The sequence below is a fragment of the Pseudomonas sp. MAG733B genome, from assembly GCF_036884845.1.
GTDB lineage: Bacteria > Pseudomonadota > Gammaproteobacteria > Pseudomonadales > Pseudomonadaceae > Aquipseudomonas.
Window position 1 is genome coordinate 2,446,206 of record NZ_CP145732.1, and the last position, 18,106, is coordinate 2,464,311.

Genomic DNA, 18,106 nt, shown 5'->3' on the forward strand with positions numbered 1-18,106 from the left:
CCTGCAAATGATACCGATGGATATTGCTGATCTGTTGCGCGACGCGTTGCGTCATAGCGGCTGTGTGGACAGCCAGATCGGGCAGTTCGACAGTCACAGCACCATTGAAATGCAGATGAAAAATCTGCCTGATATCAGTGTGGCGGTGGTCGATGGTGATGTCTGGGTCTGGGCGGCGGTCGCAGAAGCGAGCCCGAATGTAATGAACCATTGCGCCTTCGAACTGATGCAGTTCCTGCTGGAAGGCAATGCGTTCTCCCGCACCGGGCAATTGCACCTTTGCGTCGTCCAGGAGCGACTGGAACTGCGTCTGATGGCCAATGCTCACGCCCTCGGCGATGCTGAACATTTCGCGCAAGCTCTCGATGCTTTCGTGCAGGCAACCGAAAACCTGTGCGACCTTTTACGCCGATGATCACCCGGCTGGAAAGGCATGCGGCCCATCCGCTGCGTTTGAGCGGTCCCCTGATCGAAGCGGCGCTAGGCGACGTTGTCATTGGCGAAGTCTGCGAAGTACGTCGCCATTGGCGCTTGCCTCAGGTCGCAGCCAGGGCGCAGGTCATCGGCTTCAATCCTGACGCGGTCCTGCTCAGTCTGCTCGGTGATGCGAAAGGCTTGTCCAGGGAGTCGATGATCGTGCCGACGGGCGCAACGCTGCAATTGACGTGCAGTGATGCCTTGCTCGGCAGCGTGGTCGACCCCCAGGGCACGATCGTCGAGCGTCTGGCGCCGTCAATGGCCATTGCTCAGCGGGACTATCCGGTGGATGCCGACCCGCCGTCCTACCAGCAACGGCGCCCGGTGGCGGAGCCGTTGCGTACGGGCATTCGGGTCATCGACGGTCTGCTGACCTGCGGTATCGGTCAGCGCGTCGGCATTTTTGCCGCCGCCGGTTCTGGCAAAACCACGTTGATCAACATGCTGATCAACCACACCGATGCCGATGTTTTTGTCATCGGCCTGATTGGCGAGCGCGGACGTGAAGTGACCGAGTTCATCGAGCATTTGCGCCAGTCGGAAAAGCGCTCCCGTTGCGTGGTGGTGTATGCCACGTCGGATTTTTCGTCGGTGGATCGCTGTAATTCGGCACTCCAGGCCACGGCCATCGCCGAGTATTTTCGCGACCAGGGCCAGCGTGTGGTGTTGTTGCTGGACTCGTTGACGCGTTATGCCCGGGCTCGGCGGGATCTGGCCCTGGCAGCGGGCGAAGCACCGGCGCGGCGCGGCTATCCGGCCTCGGTGTTCGACGCCTTGCCGCGTTTGCTGGAACGACCGGGTGTAACTGCTTCGGGCAGCATCACTGCCTGGTACACCGTCCTGCTGGAAAGCGACGACGAGCCGGACCCGATTGCCGAGGAGATTCGTTCCATTCTCGACGGCCATATTTACCTCAGCCGTGCCTTGGCGGCCAAAGGTCACTATCCGGCAATCGATGTGTTGCGCAGCGTCAGTCGCGTAGCAACGCAAGTCACCACATCACAGGTGCAGCAACTGGCGGCATCGACTCGGGAAACGCTGACGCGTCTTGAGCAGTTGCAGATTTTCCTCGATATGGGCGAGTACACCCAGGGCGCAGACGCCGCGAACGACCATGCGATGCAGCGCCGCGATGCGCTCACTCAGTGGCTGCGTCAGCCGACGGATGAATGCTGCGAACCGGACGAAACCCTGCGGAGTCTGCATGAACTCATTGCGTGATGGACGACGCCTGTTGGCGTTCAGTCAGTTCCGTCGGCAACGCGCCGAACAAGCGGTGCTGCGCACACAACAGCAGTTGCAACCACTGTTGCAGGAACGTGCCGGCTTCGAGGGACAAGAAGCGTCACTGCAAAGTCTGTTGGCCAGTCATCGGGCAAACGACTGCGTGCTGGATCACGGGCAACTGTTGGCGCTGTTGCGCAGGCAGGCCGTCATCCGTCGGCAGATTGATCTGTTGCGTCTTGAGCGCGATCGCGTCGACCAGCAGTGCCGACAGGTTGAGCAATTGTTGCAAGAGCAACGCGAGCAACTGCGTTTGTTGCAACGCAAACACGACAAGTACGAACGGTCTGTCGAGCAGCTGATGCGTGGGCAACGGCTTGAGTGCGTGCGCCGAGAAGAAAGGGAGATAGAAGAGATGAACGGAGTTCGGCGATGAACGATGTATCTGTGATTTCACCTCTGCCGGTTCAAATATTGGACCCCGTTACCGACGGCTCCATGGATGAACTGAAAGACACGCTCGTGCCGGTGCAAGAGGAGGATCTGCCACAGGGTGTGCTGGATCTTTTGGCGGCGCTGGTCTTGCGTCATCGATCAATGACCATCAACCAAGGGACGGCGGATGTTGCGCGCGACAAGGCGCTGCCAGCGGTCCCGATGACGATGACTTATCCACAAGCCAAGCGGCCGATTCAACAGCTGCCACCCCAACTGATGCCGACTAAAGGCTTGACCTCCGACAGGATGGAATTGCCTGTGCAAGTAACGCTCGGGAAAATCGAACTGGACTCGCGTCCATCGAATTTGCCTGTGGGGTCGCCGCTCGAGCGTTCGCCAAATACCGCTGAACCGATGTCAATCGAACGAGCCGCCAGTGCTCAAGCGCCGATTCCGCTCACCACCGAAGCTGAGTTGACCGAAGCACTGATGCAGCCGCAGGTGATGCGCCATACGGCAACGGTCGTGCCGCCATCCATTCCTGCATCGCCGATCCTGCGGCCCATGCCGACACCTGACGTGATGCTCGAAATCTTGCCCGCGTCGGACCGGGGTTTGCTGCAAGTGCCTTTCAACAAAGGCACGGTCAGCGGGCAAGTGACGATCAGTCGAGTGCCTGACGAGCCGATTCGCAACCTTCAGCTCAGCCCGAGCAACACCTTGGTATTCGAGCAACTCAAGGAACCCTTCGAACAGGTGCGGGAGCCGGCCTGGCGGTTGACCGACAGCGGCGGCGAGCAGCAGCGTCAGGGTTCGCAGCAATCGCCGGATGACGAGCAGGACGAACAGTCCGAACTGCCCGCATGAATGGACTGAAACTGCGCCGGGTCGACCCTGCCGCCCATGCCTGCGCACAGTCGGTCCAGCGCTGGCGGGGTGCCGGCCATGACACCGGTTCTGGTTGCCTGCCACGGCGGCCCGGCTACTTACGCTTTTGCGCACACAGCGAAGGGAGGGACTGGCACGGATTGATCATGGCCCGTGACTGGCTGCATCGCTCGCTCCCGCAGTTGCAGTCGTTGCTGAGGATAGAGACCTCGGTGACGAATATCGTTGACCTGTTTCAGTCGGTGCCACGGCCGTTGCTGCTGGAGCTGGACGAGTTGTATTACCAGACTCTGTCCAACGTCGAGTTGGTCGATCCGCCGCAACTGCCAACGCACACGTTGCCCTGGCTCGACACGCCTCGGGGGCGCGTGTGGGTGACGCAGTTGCCACCGGCGCGTGCCGCCAACGAGACGTTGGACTCCAACGCTTGGCTGGCCGATTTGCCGCTGCGCCTGGAGCTGATGCTGGGTGTCAGTCACCTGATTCATGCGAGCCGGACAAGACTGAATGAGGGCGATGTCCTGCGGATCATTCAGCCGGCTCAACGCGCCTGGCTGGCGGGTCGATGCATCGGCATTTTCACGTTTACTGAAGAGGGATTACTCATGCAATCGACCGTTGCCGATGCCAATCAACAAGCCGCGATTGAACCGCGGGCGGATGTCGAACTCGGTGCTTTGTCCGTGCGGCTGGAATTCATTCTCGCGACCCATGACATCGACCTGGCCACGCTGTCGCAGATCGTCGATGGGCAACTGATTCCGTTGGCCGACGACGCCGCACGGCACATCGAGATTCGCGCCAACGGCAAGCGTGTTGCCCGGGGGGAACTGGTGCAGTTGGGCGAGCAATTGGGTGTCGAGTTGATCGAGGTTTATCGGGGTACTTCAGCGGAACAGCCGCGATGAATGACGTCTCGCTGATCGCGCTGCTGGCGTTCGCTTCACTGCTGCCGTTTCTGGTCGCGGCAGGCACCTGCTACATCAAGTTTTCGATTGTCTTTGTCATCGTGCGTAACGCCTTGGGCTTGCAGCAGGTGCCCTCGAACATGGCCCTCAATGCGATTGCCCTGATGCTGGCGATTTTCGTGATGACGCCGGTAATGAAACAAGGGTATGGCTATTACAAGGAAGAACAGGTGGCCTTTACCGACATCGAGTCGGTAGTGAATTTCGCCGAGAACGGGTTGGGGGGATACAAGGAATATCTGCGCAAGTACACCGACCCGGAACTGGCGCTGTTCTTCGAGCGGGCCCAAGCGGTGCGGAGCGAAACCGACGTCGACCTGCCCGCCGATGAAGAGCTCACGCCGTCGCTGTTTTCGCTGCTGCCGGCCTACGCGTTGAGTGAAATCAAGAGCGCTTTCAAGATCGGCTTCTACCTGTATTTGCCATTCGTGATCGTCGATCTGGTGATCTCCAGCATTCTGCTGGCGCTGGGCATGATGATGATGAGCCCGGTGATCATTTCAGTGCCGATCAAACTGGTGCTGTTTGTGGCGCTGGATGGCTGGGCGTTGCTGTCGACCGGGCTGGTCAAGCAATACCTGACCTTGCTGACATGAGGGCAGGTAAATGAATGATCTGGTGTATACCGGCAACAAAACCCTGTACCTGATTCTGCTGATGGTGGCGTGGCCGATCATTGTCGCTACGGTAGTCGGCCTGGTGGTCGGGTTGATTCAGACCGTGACCCAATTACAGGAGCAGACACTGCCGTTCGGTTTCAAGTTGTTGGCGGTCGCCGCGTGCCTGTTCCTGCTGTCGGGCTGGTACGGTGAAACCCTGCTCGATTTCAGCCGCGAAGTCATACGTCTGGCGCTGGGTTAGCGCAATGTCGGTGACGTTGTTTTTCGATCTGTACGCCTGGTTCGCCGCTGCCATTCTTGGGGTGGCACGCCTGGCGCCGATTTTTTTCATGTTGCCGTTTCTCAACAGCGGGGTGCTTACGGGCGTGCCGCGTCAGGCTGTCATTGTGTTAGTGGCGACGGGGTTCTGGGCTTATGTGGGTGTGCCATTGCCGGCGCTCGACGGCTTGGCATTCTTCGGGCTGGTGTTGCGTGAGGCCGGCATTGGCGTGCTGCTTGGCGTCCTGCTGTGCTGGCCATTCTGGGTGTTGCACGCGATGGGCAACCTGATCGACAACCAGCGCGGTGCCATGCTCAGCAGCACCGTGGACCCGGCCAACGGCGTCGATACCTCGGAGCTGGCGAATTTCCTCCAGTTGTTCGCCGCGGTGGTTTATCTCGAAGGCGGCGGCATGTTGCTGATGCTCGAAACCGTTGGCCATAGCTACCGTATTTGCACGCCGGCCAATGGTTGCGAGATGCACCTGCCATCTGTTCTGAACCTGCTCGATGCGCTGGTGAGCAAGACGCTGGTGATCAGCGCGCCGGTGGTGGCCACGCTGTTGGTCAGCGAAGCGTTGCTGGGTTTGCTCTCGCGGTATGCGCCGCAAATGAACGCGTTCTCGGTGTCGCTGACGGTCAAGAGCCTTGTGGCGCTGGTGGTGTTGATGCTGTATTTCGGCGTGCACCTGCCCGATGAAGTCCTGCGCATGGGCACCAAATCCCAAGGGCTGGAGCACTATCTGGGCAGTGAAAGGGAGGCTACTGATGTCGTCCAGCGCCTCGAAGACTGAGAAACCCACCGCCAAGCGACTGCGCGATGCGTCACGCAAAGGGCAGACATTCAAGGCCAAGGATCTGGTGGTCACCTGCCTGACCCTCTGCGGCATCACCTACATGGTGTTCAACAGCTCATTGTTCGAGGTCATGGAAGTCTATCGGCGCATCATCGCCAGTGATTTTGACGTGGACATGCAAGCGTACTCGGCGATGCTGGTGCTGATCGGGCTCAAGTCCTTGTTGCCGCTGCTGTTGGTGTGCGTGTTGACCAGCGCACTGCCTGCGCTGTTGCAAAGCGGATTTGTGCTGGCCAGCGAGGCCTTGAAGCTCAATCTCGGTGCGCTGAACCCGATCAATGGCTTCAAGAAACTGTTCAGCATGCGCACCGTCAAGGACACGGTCAAAGCGCTGTTGTACCTGGGCAGTTTTGCCATGGCGTTGTGGATCGTCTGGATCACGCAGCGGCAACTGCTGTTTGCGCAATTGTTCACTCAGGCACCTGAGCTGTTCGCAATCTGGGGCCACTTGTTGCTGGTGCTGGTGTTGGCGTTTCTGGGATGCGTGCTGCTGATCGTCGTGCTGGATGCGCTGAGCGAATACTGGCTGTTCATGAAAGATCAAATGATGGACAAGGACGCCGTCAAGAGGGAACACAAGGAGCAGGATGGCAACCCGGATATCAAGGGCCGTCGTCGCGACTTGCACCGTGAACTTCTGTCCGAGCAGGTCAAATCCGACGTGCGCAGCTCACGAATGATCATCGCCAACCCGACCCACATCGCCATCGGCGTGTATTTCCGCCCGGAAATCACCCTGCTGCCGTTTATCTCGCTGATGGAAACCAACCAGCGCGCACTGGCTGTTCGAGCGTATGCCAAGGAGGTGGGTGTGCCGGTAATCAACGACATCGCGCTGGCTCGGCGAATCTTCAAAACCCACCAGCGCTACAGCTTCCTCCAGGTGCAGGAAATCGAAGAAGTATTGCGTCTGTTGATCTGGCTCGAGCAAGTCGAGCAAGCCTGAGTTCTCCCTTTTCCTCTTTCCTCCGAACGTTGGCATGAGCGCAATTTGGCAGCGTGCTCAGCAGCGCTTTGGCTCAATGCAGTCGTCAGCAGCGCTGACGTTTTTCAGGAGTGTGGCTGATGAGTCGCGACAAACAACAAGCTGAACAAGTGGCCCTCGACGTCGTGGATGCAGTGCTCGGTGGCGCGGCATTGAAAGACGTGCAAGGCATCAGTGACGAACACATGAACAGTCTCTATGCCTTCGCGTTCCAGTTTTACGAGCAGGGGCGGCTGGACGATGCCGAGAAGTTCTTTCACTTCCTGTGCATCTACGACTTCAACAACAGCCATTACTGGATGGGGTTGGCCGCCGTGCACCAACTCAAGCAGAACCACCAGAAAGCGATCGACCTGTACGCGATCGCCTTCGCCCAAGGCAAGAACGACTACCGTCCGATGTTGTACACCGGCCAGTGTCACCTGGCGCTGGGCAAGATCGGCAAAGCCAGATTGTGTTTCGAATATGTGCTTGATCAAGCCACGGAAGACGATCTGCACAAGCAGGCTCAGGTGTATCTCGACACCTTGAGTCACATTGAAAAGGATTGTTCGGAGACAGAACATGAGTGAAATCAGAAGCACCCTTAGCCCGGCATTTTCGGGCGCAACAGGTCGCAACGAGGCCTTTGAAAAATATGGCAAGGCTGCCAGCCAGGCTGCCAGGACGTTGGATTATCAGAAGGCTGGCCAAGAAGCCTTAGCCCGTCTGATGTCGGTCAGCTACGAAGGCCAGCAAGGAGCAGCCACTGCCAATTCGGGCAGGCCCGTACTGCACGCGCCACCTCCACGCGTCGATGGCAACAAACAGGAAACCAACGGTGACCTGTTCACGCTGTTGATGGCGATGATCAGTGAGCTGCTCGGCGAGGTCGACGTCAACAAGCTGAAAAATCGCCTGGCGATGTTGCAAAGCATGGCCGGCGCAAAGCAGCAGGGGCATGAAAAACTGGCGGCCGAATACGCCGCTGCCGTCGAGGCACTTGAAGCTGCCGAGGGCGACATCGGAAGCAGCCAGGAACATCTCTATCAGTTGCAGGAACGGGTTCGGCATGTTCAGGGATTGCTGGATGCGAGCGAAGCACGGCTGGCCGGGCTGGATCCAGACTCGCCTGATTATGCGAGTGAACTGGCGCTGCGCGACAAGCTTAAAGGTGAACTCGCGGGCCACACCCACGCGCTGCAAAAGGCGACCGATGCCCACTTGAAGCTGCTCGAGTTCGCCAACGCCTGCGCCAAAACGCTCGCGGTGGTGGCTGCGAAGGTCCAGGAAGCCGGACTCGGCGGAGCCTCGGTGAAGGAGTCAAACGAAAAGGCGCTGAGCAGCAGTGCACAGGCATTGCTGAACCGCTTGAGAATTATCGAGTTGCTCGGTGAGTCGGCCCAGAACAAGGAGGAAATCAATCAGGAACTGTTTCTGGAGATGCAAGCCAGGCTTCAGGAACACATGAAGCGCGAGTCGGAAAAGTACCTGGAAGAAGTCCGCAAGGCCGAAGCGTTGCAGAAGACCATGGGCTGCATTGGCAAAATCGTCGGCGCGATATTGACCGTTGCGACCATCGCTGCCGGCGTGTTGACCGCCAACCCGGTGTTGATCGCGGTGGGTGTGATTGGCGCAGCGATCATGATTTCCGACGCCGCGGTTCAGGCCGCGACCGGTGTGTCGTTCATGGCCGAAGCCATGAAGCCGCTGACCGCTGTGATGCAGGAAGCCATCAAGCTGTTCACCGAGCTCTATACAAAATTGCTGGTGGCATTTGGTGTCGACCCAGAGACCGCGAAGGACATCGCACAAATCGCCGGCATGATCCAGGGCATTGCCGCAACACTGGCTGCCGTTGCATTGGTGGCCGTGGTCGGGGCCCAGGTGATCGGGCCGATGGTCGGCGCCATTGCCTCGAAACTGTCTTCGATGATCGCCAATGTCGCGCCCGCCGCCATGCAGGCGTTTAAACAGGTGGCTTCATCGGCCAGCCACTCACTGACCCAGATGCTGACCCAGCTGCGCGGCTTCATCACCAACGGCGCCGATGCCGTGTCCCTGGCCCGTTACGGTGCCAATCTGCAGATTGCCCAAGCCGTTACCGAGTTCGGCAATGTGGCCGTGCAAGGCGGATTGCAGGTTGCCAGCGGCAATCATCAGGCCCAGGCCGCTGTGCACCTTGCTGACGTGCGGGTTCGCATGTCGATCAGCGAAGAAGTCACCGCTTATCTCACCCGGCTGGTCGAGGACTACGGCCAGGCGATGCAGGTTCGTACCCGGCAAATCGAACAGGTCTTTGCTGATATGCAACGCAGCCATTCCGTCAGCCTGCAAATGGCTCGGCACGTTTGAACTCACTGATTGAAGGAAATTTGTCATGTCCACCATTCACACCACGATCAGGCCTGCTCCAAATGTATCGACTCACGATCCGGTCAACGATGCAGGCCTGAGTGAGTTGATCGCTCAGGAGCAATTTTCAAAGGATCTGAAAGGCAAGCGATTTCCTGGTTTGGCAACCGATCAACTCGACGCAAAGCAGGTACTTCGGGGCAACAACTTCACATTCCCTACGGCTGCGGAACTCAAGCGTGATATCGACGCCTACGAGCCCAGTGACGCGGACTGGCAAGATTTCAATGCGGCTTTGATGATGCTCCCCGATGAAGTGCGTGAGGATCTGATGTTTGACCCAGGTACCTGGGAAAAACATGCCAATGTACTGATCACAGCAATTATTGCGCTCAACGTCGCCAAGGTCGTCAACGCTCAGTTGCGGGGGCATTTCGGTGTCATGGCGGCCGAGGCGGCCAAGGCCCAGGGCGCAGCCATTATCGAGTCCGGCAATGCAGCTTTGTATAGTGCGATTGCCACTGCCGTGGTGTCTGGAGCAATCGCCGGGTTCGCCATGTTCAAGGCGTTCCAAGGTCTGGGGCTTAAACATGCGGATATCAACCTGCATAAACGCAACGCTCTCGACGCCAACAATATTGAGCGTGACCTCAAGCAACATCGCTCCCGCGATGAATGGGACCCGCAAACCTCTCACAAAATAAAAACCTTCGATGATTTCGGCCGCACGACATCCGTCGATTTCAAACCCAAGGGTTCAACCTTGACGCCTCAAGAGCAGGCGTGGTTCGACGGGGAAATCCTCAAGGCGCAGAAAGTCGGGCAAAACTCAGACTGGCTGAGCCAGATGGGAAGCAAGGGCATTGAGAAGAAGCTGGAAATAGGTCGCTCGCTGAGTGCCATCTCGATGAACTTGGGTCAGGTCGTATCCAACCTGGTTCGCATGACTGAACACGCTGCGCGGGAGAAAGAAGTCCTGCAGCAAAGTGCACAAAATACCCAGAAAAGCTTGAGTGACGAAGTCGGTCAGAAAGACTCGGCTGATGCTGCACTCCTGCAAAAGATCATGGACATCGTGATGCAGCTTTTCCAGTCGCGTGCTGATGTTACGAAGCTGGCCTGAATGAGGAATACAGTATGAGAATTGCAGAATCATCAATTTCGGGAAACAGTTTGCTGGCTGACCTCAATGTCACTATTGATGTGCCGCTGCCTCCCGAAATGCCTGTCGAAGTCCATGCGGGGTTTTCCTTGACGCAGTTGCTCGAGCGTTCGGTAAAGGCACTGAATCGTAATCTGGAAAATATGCTCAAGTGCCCGGCGGGAGTTCCAAGAGATCTTCAAGGCTCACCTGCAGAAATTTTGGCGCAGTATTTCTCGTCTGCCGAGTTTGTCGAACAAATCCACGCTAAGCGTATTCGATCACTGATGTGGACGCACCAGATGCGGCAGAGTGGAAGGGTTTTCAACCATTGCCTCGAAACGCTGCCAATGGAGCAACGTCAACAACTCTACGACGAGCAGGATCGTATTCTCAAAGAACTGATACGAATGCCGGTGCCGGACGAAATCGCCGATGAATTCGACGTGAGAGTGAATTCTTCAAGCGAGTTTTTCGACAAGCTGCTCGAACTCATCGACCTGATCAAGAACGGTTACCTGGCCGGCTATGAACATATCATTGCGGCCTATTCTGAATTCTTCGCCGACTTCAACGCGGAAATTCTCGCGAAGATGAAAGACTGGATCAAGGGCGGCGATGACGGAAAAGAGGTCACCTTGAACACCCGCTCGTTACGGACAGCGTTGGAAAATCTGATCAAAAAATATACACATCCCAGTCCGGATTCCGTTCTTTATCCGGACCCCGACAAAGGCGGGGTGAGCATGGAAGAGGCAGATGCATGGCGAAAAGCGCTGGGGTTGCCTGAAAGTTGTCTCAAGAAAAACACCGATGGTACTTATTGCGTAGTAATAGATATTGGGCCGTTAACGACCATGCTTGATAGCGTCCCAAATCCCTGGATGGGGATGGTAACTTGGGACACTGCGAAATTTCAGGCTTGGCAAACCGGTTTCAACTCTCAGGAGGAACGCATGAAAAACATGTTGCAGTCCTTCACTCAGAAGTATTCGAATGCCAACTCCTATCACGACAATTTTAACAAGACGTTGTCTTCTCATCTCAATCAATATGCTGACATGCTTAAGGCAATGTTGAATTTTTGATGTGTTTAAGAACGTATAATTAAACAAACCTAATCCTAGGTAGCGTGGCGTGGCGTGGCGCGATGCTTGATTGTTACGTATGGAGTTGCGCCTCTTATTTATAATGTCGCGAAAATAATGTTAAGTTTGTTAGGTGGTGACTGTAGGTTGAGAGGCGGAATTGTTTATATAAATACATCGGAAGTATGTTTGGTTGTCTTGGTTTTTTCGGGGAGATATGTATTCGCATGGCGTGATTTTATAAGTGTTGCGAAGTGTGGAAGTGCTTGGTTGTTAATGTTGAGAGGTTTGGCGTGGTTTCGGCTCGTTTTCTCGGAGTTAACTCCACTTTTTATTGCGCTGGAGAGTACAATATTGAATGTAAAGTTTGCGATAGAAGCTCAAGTAATAAAGACTTTGTGTGATTGTTTTGAGGTGGGTCGACGGAAAATCGAATGCAGTTCGTTGTTAGTAGAGGATTTGAATGTTGATTCTATGAGTATTGTAGAAATTGTTATGGCGCTTAATGCAGTATTTGATGTGGAGTTATCTGCAGTTGAAGTGTCAGATTGGAGAGCCGTGGCGGATATCTGTAGGTCGGTGGAAAGTGCCAAAGCCAGCGCAGCTCTGACGTAATTCGTGTGTCTACGTCGAAATCACAATAGCTCAATACAGAAAGTTTAGGCTGCTGTTTCGTCTGGCATGTCAGTCAATTGGTTTGGTTGTAGCGAGTATTAATTAAGTTTTCTGATGTATTTGTTTAAAGCGAGGAGTGGATATGCTTAAGTCAAGTCATTCTTTACCTGATTTATACGCAGCCTGCCGAAGATGCGGAATGCCAGGTGCGGGGGATACGCTTACGGAGAAGCGTATTTCATCTGATTCTGGAATATTTGTATATGATTTATCTTCGGAAATATTGGTGAAATTGAGTAATTTGGCAGAGAGCTTAATGCAAGAGCGACCTTGCATGCTAACCGGTAGCTCTTTGGAGTTGTTAAGTATAGCTCTTGTTAAAGGTGATTTTTTGCCGGCCGATATAACCTTAGCCTGGAAATACAGTGCTAATACGATGCCGTATACAGCTTTTGTCCCTAGTGGGGAAAAATGCTGGGTGAGTTTTGAAGTGTTATCCGACGAACAAAAGGCACGAAGTGTTGAGATATATCCTGATGGCAAAAATGGCTACTTAGCAAAAAGGTGTGGAGAGGTATGGAAGGCGTCAGGCGAAGAAGCCTTTTTTAAAATTATGCTTGCCGTTAAGTTTGATGTTTCTGTCGATACTATCAGCGATAGGCAGGCTTCTGAGTTTCGAAGGGTTTTGTCTGAAAGCATTCTTGAGCAGGGTGCCATGTTAGGTGAGCTTTGGCAAGATGGGATGCAGAGCCACTTAAAATTGGATAGCGGATGCGCCGGAATAGTGCCAAGTAGTATCACAAACAATGTGATTAGTACCCCTATCAGTGTGGTATGCAATCCTGATTGGATTGACGTTGAGACTAGGCCGTCTTGCAAATACTCTCCCGTTATCGTCAGTAAATCGCCGCATGAAGATGCTATAAAAAGTATGCAGTCGGTGCTTCAAACCCGAATTGATACATGCAGAAAATTGGCTGAAGATCGGGACGTTCCTGGTGGCGGCAGCTGGTTCTCATTTATCAGAGGGCCGCAGTTGCACGAGCCACACCTGCATAGCGGCACTGTTCCTACACTTGTCATAAGTGGAGGGAACGCCAGTAAACTCTCTGCGGAACTCGGCAAGGATTATAGTTTGGCTTGGCATCCAAAGAATATGAGGCGGGAGGTGGGTGCTCGTGCTGAACCTGTCTATTTACTTGTCCATAAACTGGATTGCCCTACCTACGTTACGGTATTGAAAGAGACTCTTGAGCAGCATCCCAATCTGCACCTCGTTGGTTGGGATGGTGGAAAATTAACGGGCTTTGGTGCTGCGCGAGCATCGGCGTTAGCCTTTGCCGATACACTACCATTCCGTCCTAAAAGAATAATGATGGTCGATCAGGACGTCGTAAAGACGGAGCAGACGAGACATACTAATCCAGTGATACGGAGCAACGTAGAAAGTCTGCACCAAATAACAAGGCAGCCAATTGTTGGCTACGGTGTCGGTTACCCAGCGCGACAATTGCCGCCTCTGCCTTTCAGTCAGACACTCCCTCCTGAAAAATCAGATCTGAACTCGCCAGCGCAGCAATTTGTTTCAATTCAGGCCCCGTTCCGAAACCAGTGGGACGATGGTATCTACCCTCCCTACATGGTGGCTGGTGGTGAAGATATGCTAATGGGTTTGGAACTGGGCTTGACCAAAGATGACCGTAATATCGTTTTGCCAGAAGAGAGAATTGTCAAGAAGGAACTAGTAGGTCCGGCAGATATACCAAATACCTACTGGAATGAAGGGCGCGTTCAGACTCTTAAAGCTCTCTTTGAGGAAGAGAAGAATACTTTGTTAGAGTTTGAAGGCCAGAAAACGAGCCTAGATGGTCTAATGTCGATATTTGAATCAAGAGGCTGGGTCGCCTCACACCCAAGCGCGGAGTCTTACACTGTCGCAGCATGTGTTGTAGAACGTATTATTTTGCGGCTGAACAAAGAGTTATCAAAAGAGGTTTCGAATCGCTCGTTGCTTTTTAGATCTCTCTCTGCTTGAACTTAAAGATGCGTGAATCAGTGGCTGGCTCGTAATGCATCATCAGTATCTTTGCAGTCAGCTGGAAGGCCGGTTGGATGGCCGGTTTCGATAAGTTTTGTGCGAATTTTCGACGGGCATATGCTGTTAATGCAATTGTATTTGCTGGCTGTCTGCTAAAGGGTAGTCAAGTGTCCGGCAGAGACACCTGTATTTTCTCGAATCCTTTCCATTTGTTTTCGGAGCTCGGAGGACAGTACTACGTGAGAAATAACTTGAATGGCCAGCTGAGATTGCAAGGCATGTTGATAGCTCGGTTAAATCAAATTATCATTGTGTGACTCCATTTGTTATTGGCTTCGATAATTGATTTTCATATGAGTGTGTTGGGTGCTAGTCGGATTCTTAGTTGTCTCGGGAAATTAGGATATTAATTTAATGTCGTGTCGCGGAAGACTGCTCATATCCGAGGGTATGACGTAAGTATTCCCCCTGTTTATTAAAGGTCTATGCTGAAAGTAGTAAATTTCATGCTTTGTGGTCGAGGTTTTAAACTTTTTTTGTGGTTCATGTTTTTCTCTGAATTTCACCGTTTCTATGCATGGCCCGTGTTAGGTGGTTTTCGTTGCGATTATTTTCCGATTGTTGGCTTGAAGCGCAAAAATTAAACTCTTGACAGATAGATCCTACAAATTTAGTCGTGATTTCGTCAGATCATAAGGTAGTTGTCCTACGGAATACTCCTGCCCAACTTCCTATAGTCATCCTGCTTGTCATCCTTAAACTTGATAAATCACAGGTTTAACCGCGTTTCAGATCTTTCTATAGAGAAGTCTCAAAGTATGGACAGTGCCACTGATCAATCGCCGGTCAGGTCATACGTTTTTGACCACTGGCAACTGCAAAGCGATGGAACGCTGATGCGAGATGGACAGGGAGTCCACGTTCCCCCAAAAGAATTAAGGGTTTTACGTTTGCTGCTCGGTTCGGCGGGCACGGTGATCAGCAAGGACCACTTGCTCGACAGTGTCTGGCCCGAAGCCGATGCGGCTGAAGAGTCGTTGACCCGCTGCATTTATGCGTTGCGCAAGCTGCTCAAGGAGAACAAGGATTTCATTGCGACGGTGTACGGTCAGGGTTATCGGTTCACCTGTGCGGTTGTCGAACTCGACGCGTCGAACCACGCGAGGACCGCGACGCTAACGCTGGCCGTTCTGCCTTTTCGCAATCTCGACGAGAGCGCTGCGCTGGATCTGCAAGATGTGATGATCCGTCAGTTGACCGCGGCGTTCGGCGAGACGTTGCACATTATCCCTTCGGGACTGATGGCGGCTTACAGCCAACCGGTCGATGTTCGGACCCTGGTAGGGCAATTGTCGGCTGACTACTGGCTGAGCGGGCGCTGTTGCGGATCGGGTGAGCGACAACAATGGTCGGTCGAACTGATCCGTGGCCGTGATCACGCGCTGCTGCATGGACAGACACTGGACGCCGGTGATGTGGGAGAAGCGCTTGGCGCGTTGACGAGCCTGGTTGCGCAGCGTGCTCCCGGCTTGCGTCCTGTCAGGAACTCCTGCTCTTCGTACCCGGCTGCGGTGGCTTATCTCAATGGTCTGTGCAATTTGCAGCAGCACACGCCGCAAAGCCTGCGCGATGCCCTTGTGCAGTTTCGACATTGTTTGCAGTTGGCCGGTAATTACGCAGCGGCCTGGTGTGGTTTGGCGGATGCCTGGCTGGGGAAGGCCATGCTCGGTTTGTGCGAGCAGGGTCGTGCCGCTGATGAGGCGCACTCTGCGATTTCCAGAGCCTTGTCACTGGACCCCGCCAGCACACAGTCGCTTGTGCGTCTGGCCTTGTTGACCAGTCTTCGTGGCTGCGAGGACGCCGCAAAAGTGCTTTTTCGACGTTGTCTACTGGACGCTGAACAGGCCGATGTTCATTTCTTCTACGCCTGGCATCACTGGTTCTGGCGGCGTAACGAGCAGGCGGCGCAAAGTCTCGAAAGGTGTCTACGGCATGATCCCGACTGTGTGCGAGCGAAGATATTCCAGGACCGTATTGCGCTGAACAACTCCGGGGATGTCGTGCTGATGGGGCGACAAACCTTGCAAGGTGCTGAGAAGTCGCCTGCGCTTGATAGTTGGCGATGTCTGGCATGAGTTGGTGCGCTTTCAAACCGATACTCATGTTGGCGTGTCTTGGCTCCGGAACCGCTCACGCGTACTGCTGGCATTCGGCAGGCGCGAAACATGCCATTGAACCGGAGTTGCTCCAGGCGATCGCCGATGTGGAGTCAGGGCAGTCGGCGGATGCCATGAATTACAACAAGGACGGGAGTCATGACATCGGGTTGATGCAGATCAACAGTCATCATCTACCCCGTTTAAGCGCTCAGGGCATTACCGAGCAGCGCCTGTTGGATGAACCCTGCCTGTCCGTCGAAGTCGGCGCGTCGGTGCTTGCCGATTTTATTGCCCGTTACGGCTACAACTGGACGGCGGTGGGTGCCTACAACGCCGGCAATTCTCCCCACCGGCAAGCCGCGCGATTGCGCTATGCGCGCAAGGTCTGGCAGCGCTATCAGGTGTTTACCCAGACTCGATAGTGGCAGCGACATGGAAAGACTGGCTGAAGATTCTGATCCTCTGCTGAGCGCAATCGGCAGAATTCGATCAGGAATCCGCCAGTCGGTCTTTCTAATATGCCCGCTCATTTCACAACCCTGGAACTTGAACGGTGACAGTCCCGACGGCCCCCACCCAGCAGCCCTGCGTTTTACGGATACTCAATGGTCCGCTGCAAGGCTGCGAATTCCCCCTCGGCGAGACCAGCACTTTGTTCGTGGTAGGGACTGTGGATTTTCTGGGGGAAGGGGCGCTGACTGCCAGTGTTCCTGCCGATGCGATTTTCGTTCCCCTGGAAGTGGGTGGTTGCAATTTTGAGGTGCTGGCCGATCAAGTCAGCGCCGAAGGCTTACCACTGCGGTTACTCAACGAGTCAGCTGAAATTCGCCACTGTGCCTTCCAGGCCAGGGTGCAGATTGGCGGCCTGCAAATCGCCTTGCGTCCTGAAGACCAATCCTGGGCACCTGAGCTTCTTGGGCAGCCACACAGTGTTTCATCCGACGAAGTCGCCGTTGTGTGGTGGCGTGCTCCTGTGACTAGATGGATCGCAGGCGGTCTGGCGCTGGCTGCGCTGGTCGTCGCGGTTGGCTTCTGGTCGGTGCCGGGAGTGGCGCCTGAAACCGATATTCGCAGACTGATCGCCGGTGCCAGCGCCGAGGCCAAGGTGTTGAGCGGTCGTGACAAGGCGATTTATGTGTTCGTCGCTTCCGAACGCGATGCCGGATGGAGCCGACAAGTGCTGATGCGCCACAACTCGCTGAGCGGCAAAGTCCTGGTCGTGGATCAGGAACGCAGCCGGCTGGAGCGTTTGCTGGTCGACCATGATCCGCAACTGGCCTGGCATTCCCTGGATCTCAAGGATCCTTCAGTACCGCGCCTTTTGCTCAGCACTCAACGCAATCTGCTGACACCCGACAGACAAGCAAAATTGCTCGAAGCGCTGCTCGCGGCTGCGCCCTATGCCCATGACATTGCGGTGCAAATGCAGGACGACAAGCTGCTGGCGGATCTGGCGCAGGAAGGTTTGCAGCGCCTTTCCCTGACCTTCAGCCGCGTTGAACACGAGGACAGTGTCACGTTTGCCGTTGCAGGCAATCTGCAGGATTCCGAACTGGCCGCTGCTCGCCGCTACATCGACAGCTTTTACCGGCAGTGGGGTGATCGCTACGTCAGCTTCACCGTCGAGCTCAAGGACGATGTGCTTAACGACAAGTCGTTTCAAACCGGCCCGCAGGGCTACATCAAGATGACCTCTTCGTCTTGGCACTTTCCCCCAAATAATAGGTAGGTGACTGATGTCTGGTATTGGTATTCCCATCGACTTCGCTGATGACTTTCTCGGGCGTCAAGCAGCTGGGTTCGAAACCGGGGCGCAAAATCTCAAGATAGCCTTGGACAAGGCCCTTGAGGAACTCAAATTGGATGCATCTGACCCGACAAAGCTGGCTGCTTATCAGACGGCCTTTTCGTCCTACACCGTATTCCGTAACGCCCAGACCAACACGATCAAGGGCTTCAAGGACATCGACATGGCGATCATCCAGGCTGCTCGCTGAGCCTTTCTTTTTGGCCGGC

Annotated in this window: 19 protein-coding genes; all 19 read left to right on the forward strand. The window is 54.9% G+C overall.

All coding sequences use genetic code 11. From position 1 onward, the window contains the following. Positions 1–7: 7 nt before the first annotated feature. The 19 genes from V6Z53_RS11170 to sctF all read left to right on the forward strand — a co-directional run bounded on the left by V6Z53_RS11170 (position 8) and on the right by sctF (position 18,087). Complete coding sequence (locus V6Z53_RS11170; RefSeq protein WP_338585554.1) at positions 8–415, forward strand: CesT family type III secretion system chaperone; 408 nt, start codon at positions 8–10, stop codon at positions 413–415. Beyond that, on the forward strand, positions 412–1,698 hold the full coding sequence (gene sctN, locus V6Z53_RS11175; RefSeq protein ID WP_338586482.1) for a type III secretion system ATPase SctN: 1,287 nt from the start codon (positions 412–414) through the stop codon (positions 1,696–1,698). Before V6Z53_RS11170 ends, sctN begins: the two co-directional genes overlap by 4 nt. Next, positions 1,682–2,137: a type III secretion protein gene (locus V6Z53_RS11180; protein WP_338585555.1), complete on the forward strand. Its 456-nt coding sequence runs from the start codon at positions 1,682–1,684 to the stop codon at positions 2,135–2,137. Before sctN ends, V6Z53_RS11180 begins: the two co-directional genes overlap by 17 nt. Beyond that, on the forward strand, positions 2,134–3,006 hold the full coding sequence (locus tag V6Z53_RS11185) for an invasion protein (RefSeq protein WP_338585556.1): 873 nt from the start codon (positions 2,134–2,136) through the stop codon (positions 3,004–3,006). The genes V6Z53_RS11180 and V6Z53_RS11185 overlap by 4 nt, the downstream gene beginning before the upstream one ends. Then, entirely contained in the window at positions 3,003–3,935 is a 933-nt protein-coding gene (locus V6Z53_RS11190; protein ID WP_338585557.1) for a FliM/FliN family flagellar motor switch protein, read from the forward strand. The genes V6Z53_RS11185 and V6Z53_RS11190 overlap by 4 nt, the downstream gene beginning before the upstream one ends. After that, positions 3,932–4,591, forward strand: a complete 660-nt coding sequence (locus V6Z53_RS11195) for an EscR/YscR/HrcR family type III secretion system export apparatus protein (RefSeq protein ID WP_338585558.1) — start codon at positions 3,932–3,934, stop codon at positions 4,589–4,591. The genes V6Z53_RS11190 and V6Z53_RS11195 overlap by 4 nt, the downstream gene beginning before the upstream one ends. A 10-nt stretch (positions 4,592–4,601) precedes the next feature. Next, complete coding sequence (locus tag V6Z53_RS11200) at positions 4,602–4,856, forward strand: EscS/YscS/HrcS family type III secretion system export apparatus protein (RefSeq protein ID WP_338585559.1); 255 nt, start codon at positions 4,602–4,604, stop codon at positions 4,854–4,856. A 4-nt stretch (positions 4,857–4,860) separates the two neighbouring features. Continuing rightward, on the forward strand, positions 4,861–5,667 hold the full coding sequence (sctT, locus tag V6Z53_RS11205; RefSeq protein WP_338585560.1) for a type III secretion system export apparatus subunit SctT: 807 nt from the start codon (positions 4,861–4,863) through the stop codon (positions 5,665–5,667). Further along, the gene (locus V6Z53_RS11210; RefSeq protein ID WP_338585561.1) at positions 5,642–6,676 is read left to right on the forward strand and encodes an EscU/YscU/HrcU family type III secretion system export apparatus switch protein; all 1,035 of its coding nucleotides are present in this window, start codon (positions 5,642–5,644) and stop codon (positions 6,674–6,676) included. Before sctT ends, V6Z53_RS11210 begins: the two co-directional genes overlap by 26 nt. Positions 6,677–6,795: 119 nt before the next feature. Continuing rightward, entirely contained in the window at positions 6,796–7,287 is a 492-nt protein-coding gene (gene sicA, locus V6Z53_RS11215; protein WP_338585562.1) for a type III secretion system translocator chaperone SicA, read from the forward strand. Next, complete coding sequence (sctE, locus tag V6Z53_RS11220; protein WP_338585563.1) at positions 7,280–9,049, forward strand: type III secretion system translocon subunit SctE; 1,770 nt, start codon at positions 7,280–7,282, stop codon at positions 9,047–9,049. Before sicA ends, sctE begins: the two co-directional genes overlap by 8 nt. A 25-nt stretch (positions 9,050–9,074) precedes the next feature. Continuing rightward, positions 9,075–10,172, forward strand: coding sequence for a cell invasion protein (locus tag V6Z53_RS11225; RefSeq protein ID WP_338585564.1), 1,098 nt, complete (start codon positions 9,075–9,077; stop codon positions 10,170–10,172). A gap of 14 nt (positions 10,173–10,186) precedes the next feature. Beyond that, complete coding sequence (locus V6Z53_RS11230; RefSeq protein ID WP_338585565.1) at positions 10,187–11,278, forward strand: IpaD/SipD/SspD family type III secretion system needle tip protein; 1,092 nt, start codon at positions 10,187–10,189, stop codon at positions 11,276–11,278. Positions 11,279–11,632: 354 nt separating this feature from the next. Then, complete coding sequence (locus V6Z53_RS11235) at positions 11,633–11,893, forward strand: acyl carrier protein (protein ID WP_338585566.1); 261 nt, start codon at positions 11,633–11,635, stop codon at positions 11,891–11,893. Positions 11,894–12,035: 142 nt separating this feature from the next. After that, positions 12,036–13,928: a hypothetical protein gene (locus V6Z53_RS11240; RefSeq protein ID WP_338585567.1), complete on the forward strand. Its 1,893-nt coding sequence runs from the start codon at positions 12,036–12,038 to the stop codon at positions 13,926–13,928. A 749-nt stretch (positions 13,929–14,677) separates the two neighbouring features. Continuing rightward, entirely contained in the window at positions 14,678–16,066 is a 1,389-nt protein-coding gene (locus tag V6Z53_RS11245) for a winged helix-turn-helix domain-containing protein (protein WP_338585568.1), read from the forward strand. Further along, positions 16,063–16,512, forward strand: a complete 450-nt coding sequence (locus tag V6Z53_RS11250) for a transglycosylase SLT domain-containing protein (RefSeq protein ID WP_338585569.1) — start codon at positions 16,063–16,065, stop codon at positions 16,510–16,512. The genes V6Z53_RS11245 and V6Z53_RS11250 overlap by 4 nt, the downstream gene beginning before the upstream one ends. Positions 16,513–16,643: 131 nt before the next feature. Next, entirely contained in the window at positions 16,644–17,819 is a 1,176-nt protein-coding gene (locus V6Z53_RS11255) for a PrgH/EprH family type III secretion apparatus protein (protein WP_338585570.1), read from the forward strand. Between the two features lie 7 nt (positions 17,820–17,826). After that, positions 17,827–18,087, forward strand: coding sequence for a type III secretion system needle filament subunit SctF (sctF, locus tag V6Z53_RS11260; protein WP_338585571.1), 261 nt, complete (start codon positions 17,827–17,829; stop codon positions 18,085–18,087). Positions 18,088–18,106 lie beyond the last annotated feature (19 nt).

Excerpts from the sequence above, each read along its gene's own strand:
- V6Z53_RS11250 (WP_338585569.1), top strand. The coding sequence starts at position 16,063 with ATGAGTTGGTGCGCTTTCAAACCGATACTCATGTTGGCGTGTCTTGGC.
- V6Z53_RS11200 (WP_338585559.1), top strand. The coding sequence starts at position 4,602 with ATGAATGATCTGGTGTATACCGGCAACAAAACCCTGTACCTGATTCTG.
- V6Z53_RS11185 (WP_338585556.1), top strand. The coding sequence starts at position 2,134 with ATGAACGATGTATCTGTGATTTCACCTCTGCCGGTTCAAATATTGGAC.
- sctN (WP_338586482.1), top strand. The coding sequence starts at position 412 with ATGATCACCCGGCTGGAAAGGCATGCGGCCCATCCGCTGCGTTTGAGC.
- sctE (WP_338585563.1), top strand. The coding sequence starts at position 7,280 with ATGAGTGAAATCAGAAGCACCCTTAGCCCGGCATTTTCGGGCGCAACA.
- V6Z53_RS11170 (WP_338585554.1), top strand. The coding sequence starts at position 8 with ATGATACCGATGGATATTGCTGATCTGTTGCGCGACGCGTTGCGTCAT.
- sicA (WP_338585562.1), top strand. The coding sequence starts at position 6,796 with ATGAGTCGCGACAAACAACAAGCTGAACAAGTGGCCCTCGACGTCGTG.
- sctF (WP_338585571.1), top strand. The coding sequence starts at position 17,827 with ATGTCTGGTATTGGTATTCCCATCGACTTCGCTGATGACTTTCTCGGG.
- V6Z53_RS11195 (WP_338585558.1), top strand. The coding sequence starts at position 3,932 with ATGAATGACGTCTCGCTGATCGCGCTGCTGGCGTTCGCTTCACTGCTG.
- V6Z53_RS11180 (WP_338585555.1), top strand. The coding sequence starts at position 1,682 with ATGAACTCATTGCGTGATGGACGACGCCTGTTGGCGTTCAGTCAGTTC.
- V6Z53_RS11230 (WP_338585565.1), top strand. The coding sequence starts at position 10,187 with ATGAGAATTGCAGAATCATCAATTTCGGGAAACAGTTTGCTGGCTGAC.
- V6Z53_RS11240 (WP_338585567.1), top strand. The coding sequence starts at position 12,036 with ATGCTTAAGTCAAGTCATTCTTTACCTGATTTATACGCAGCCTGCCGA.
- V6Z53_RS11210 (WP_338585561.1), top strand. The coding sequence starts at position 5,642 with ATGTCGTCCAGCGCCTCGAAGACTGAGAAACCCACCGCCAAGCGACTG.
- V6Z53_RS11190 (WP_338585557.1), top strand. The coding sequence starts at position 3,003 with ATGAATGGACTGAAACTGCGCCGGGTCGACCCTGCCGCCCATGCCTGC.
- sctT (WP_338585560.1), top strand. The coding sequence starts at position 4,861 with ATGTCGGTGACGTTGTTTTTCGATCTGTACGCCTGGTTCGCCGCTGCC.
- V6Z53_RS11225 (WP_338585564.1), top strand. The coding sequence starts at position 9,075 with ATGTCCACCATTCACACCACGATCAGGCCTGCTCCAAATGTATCGACT.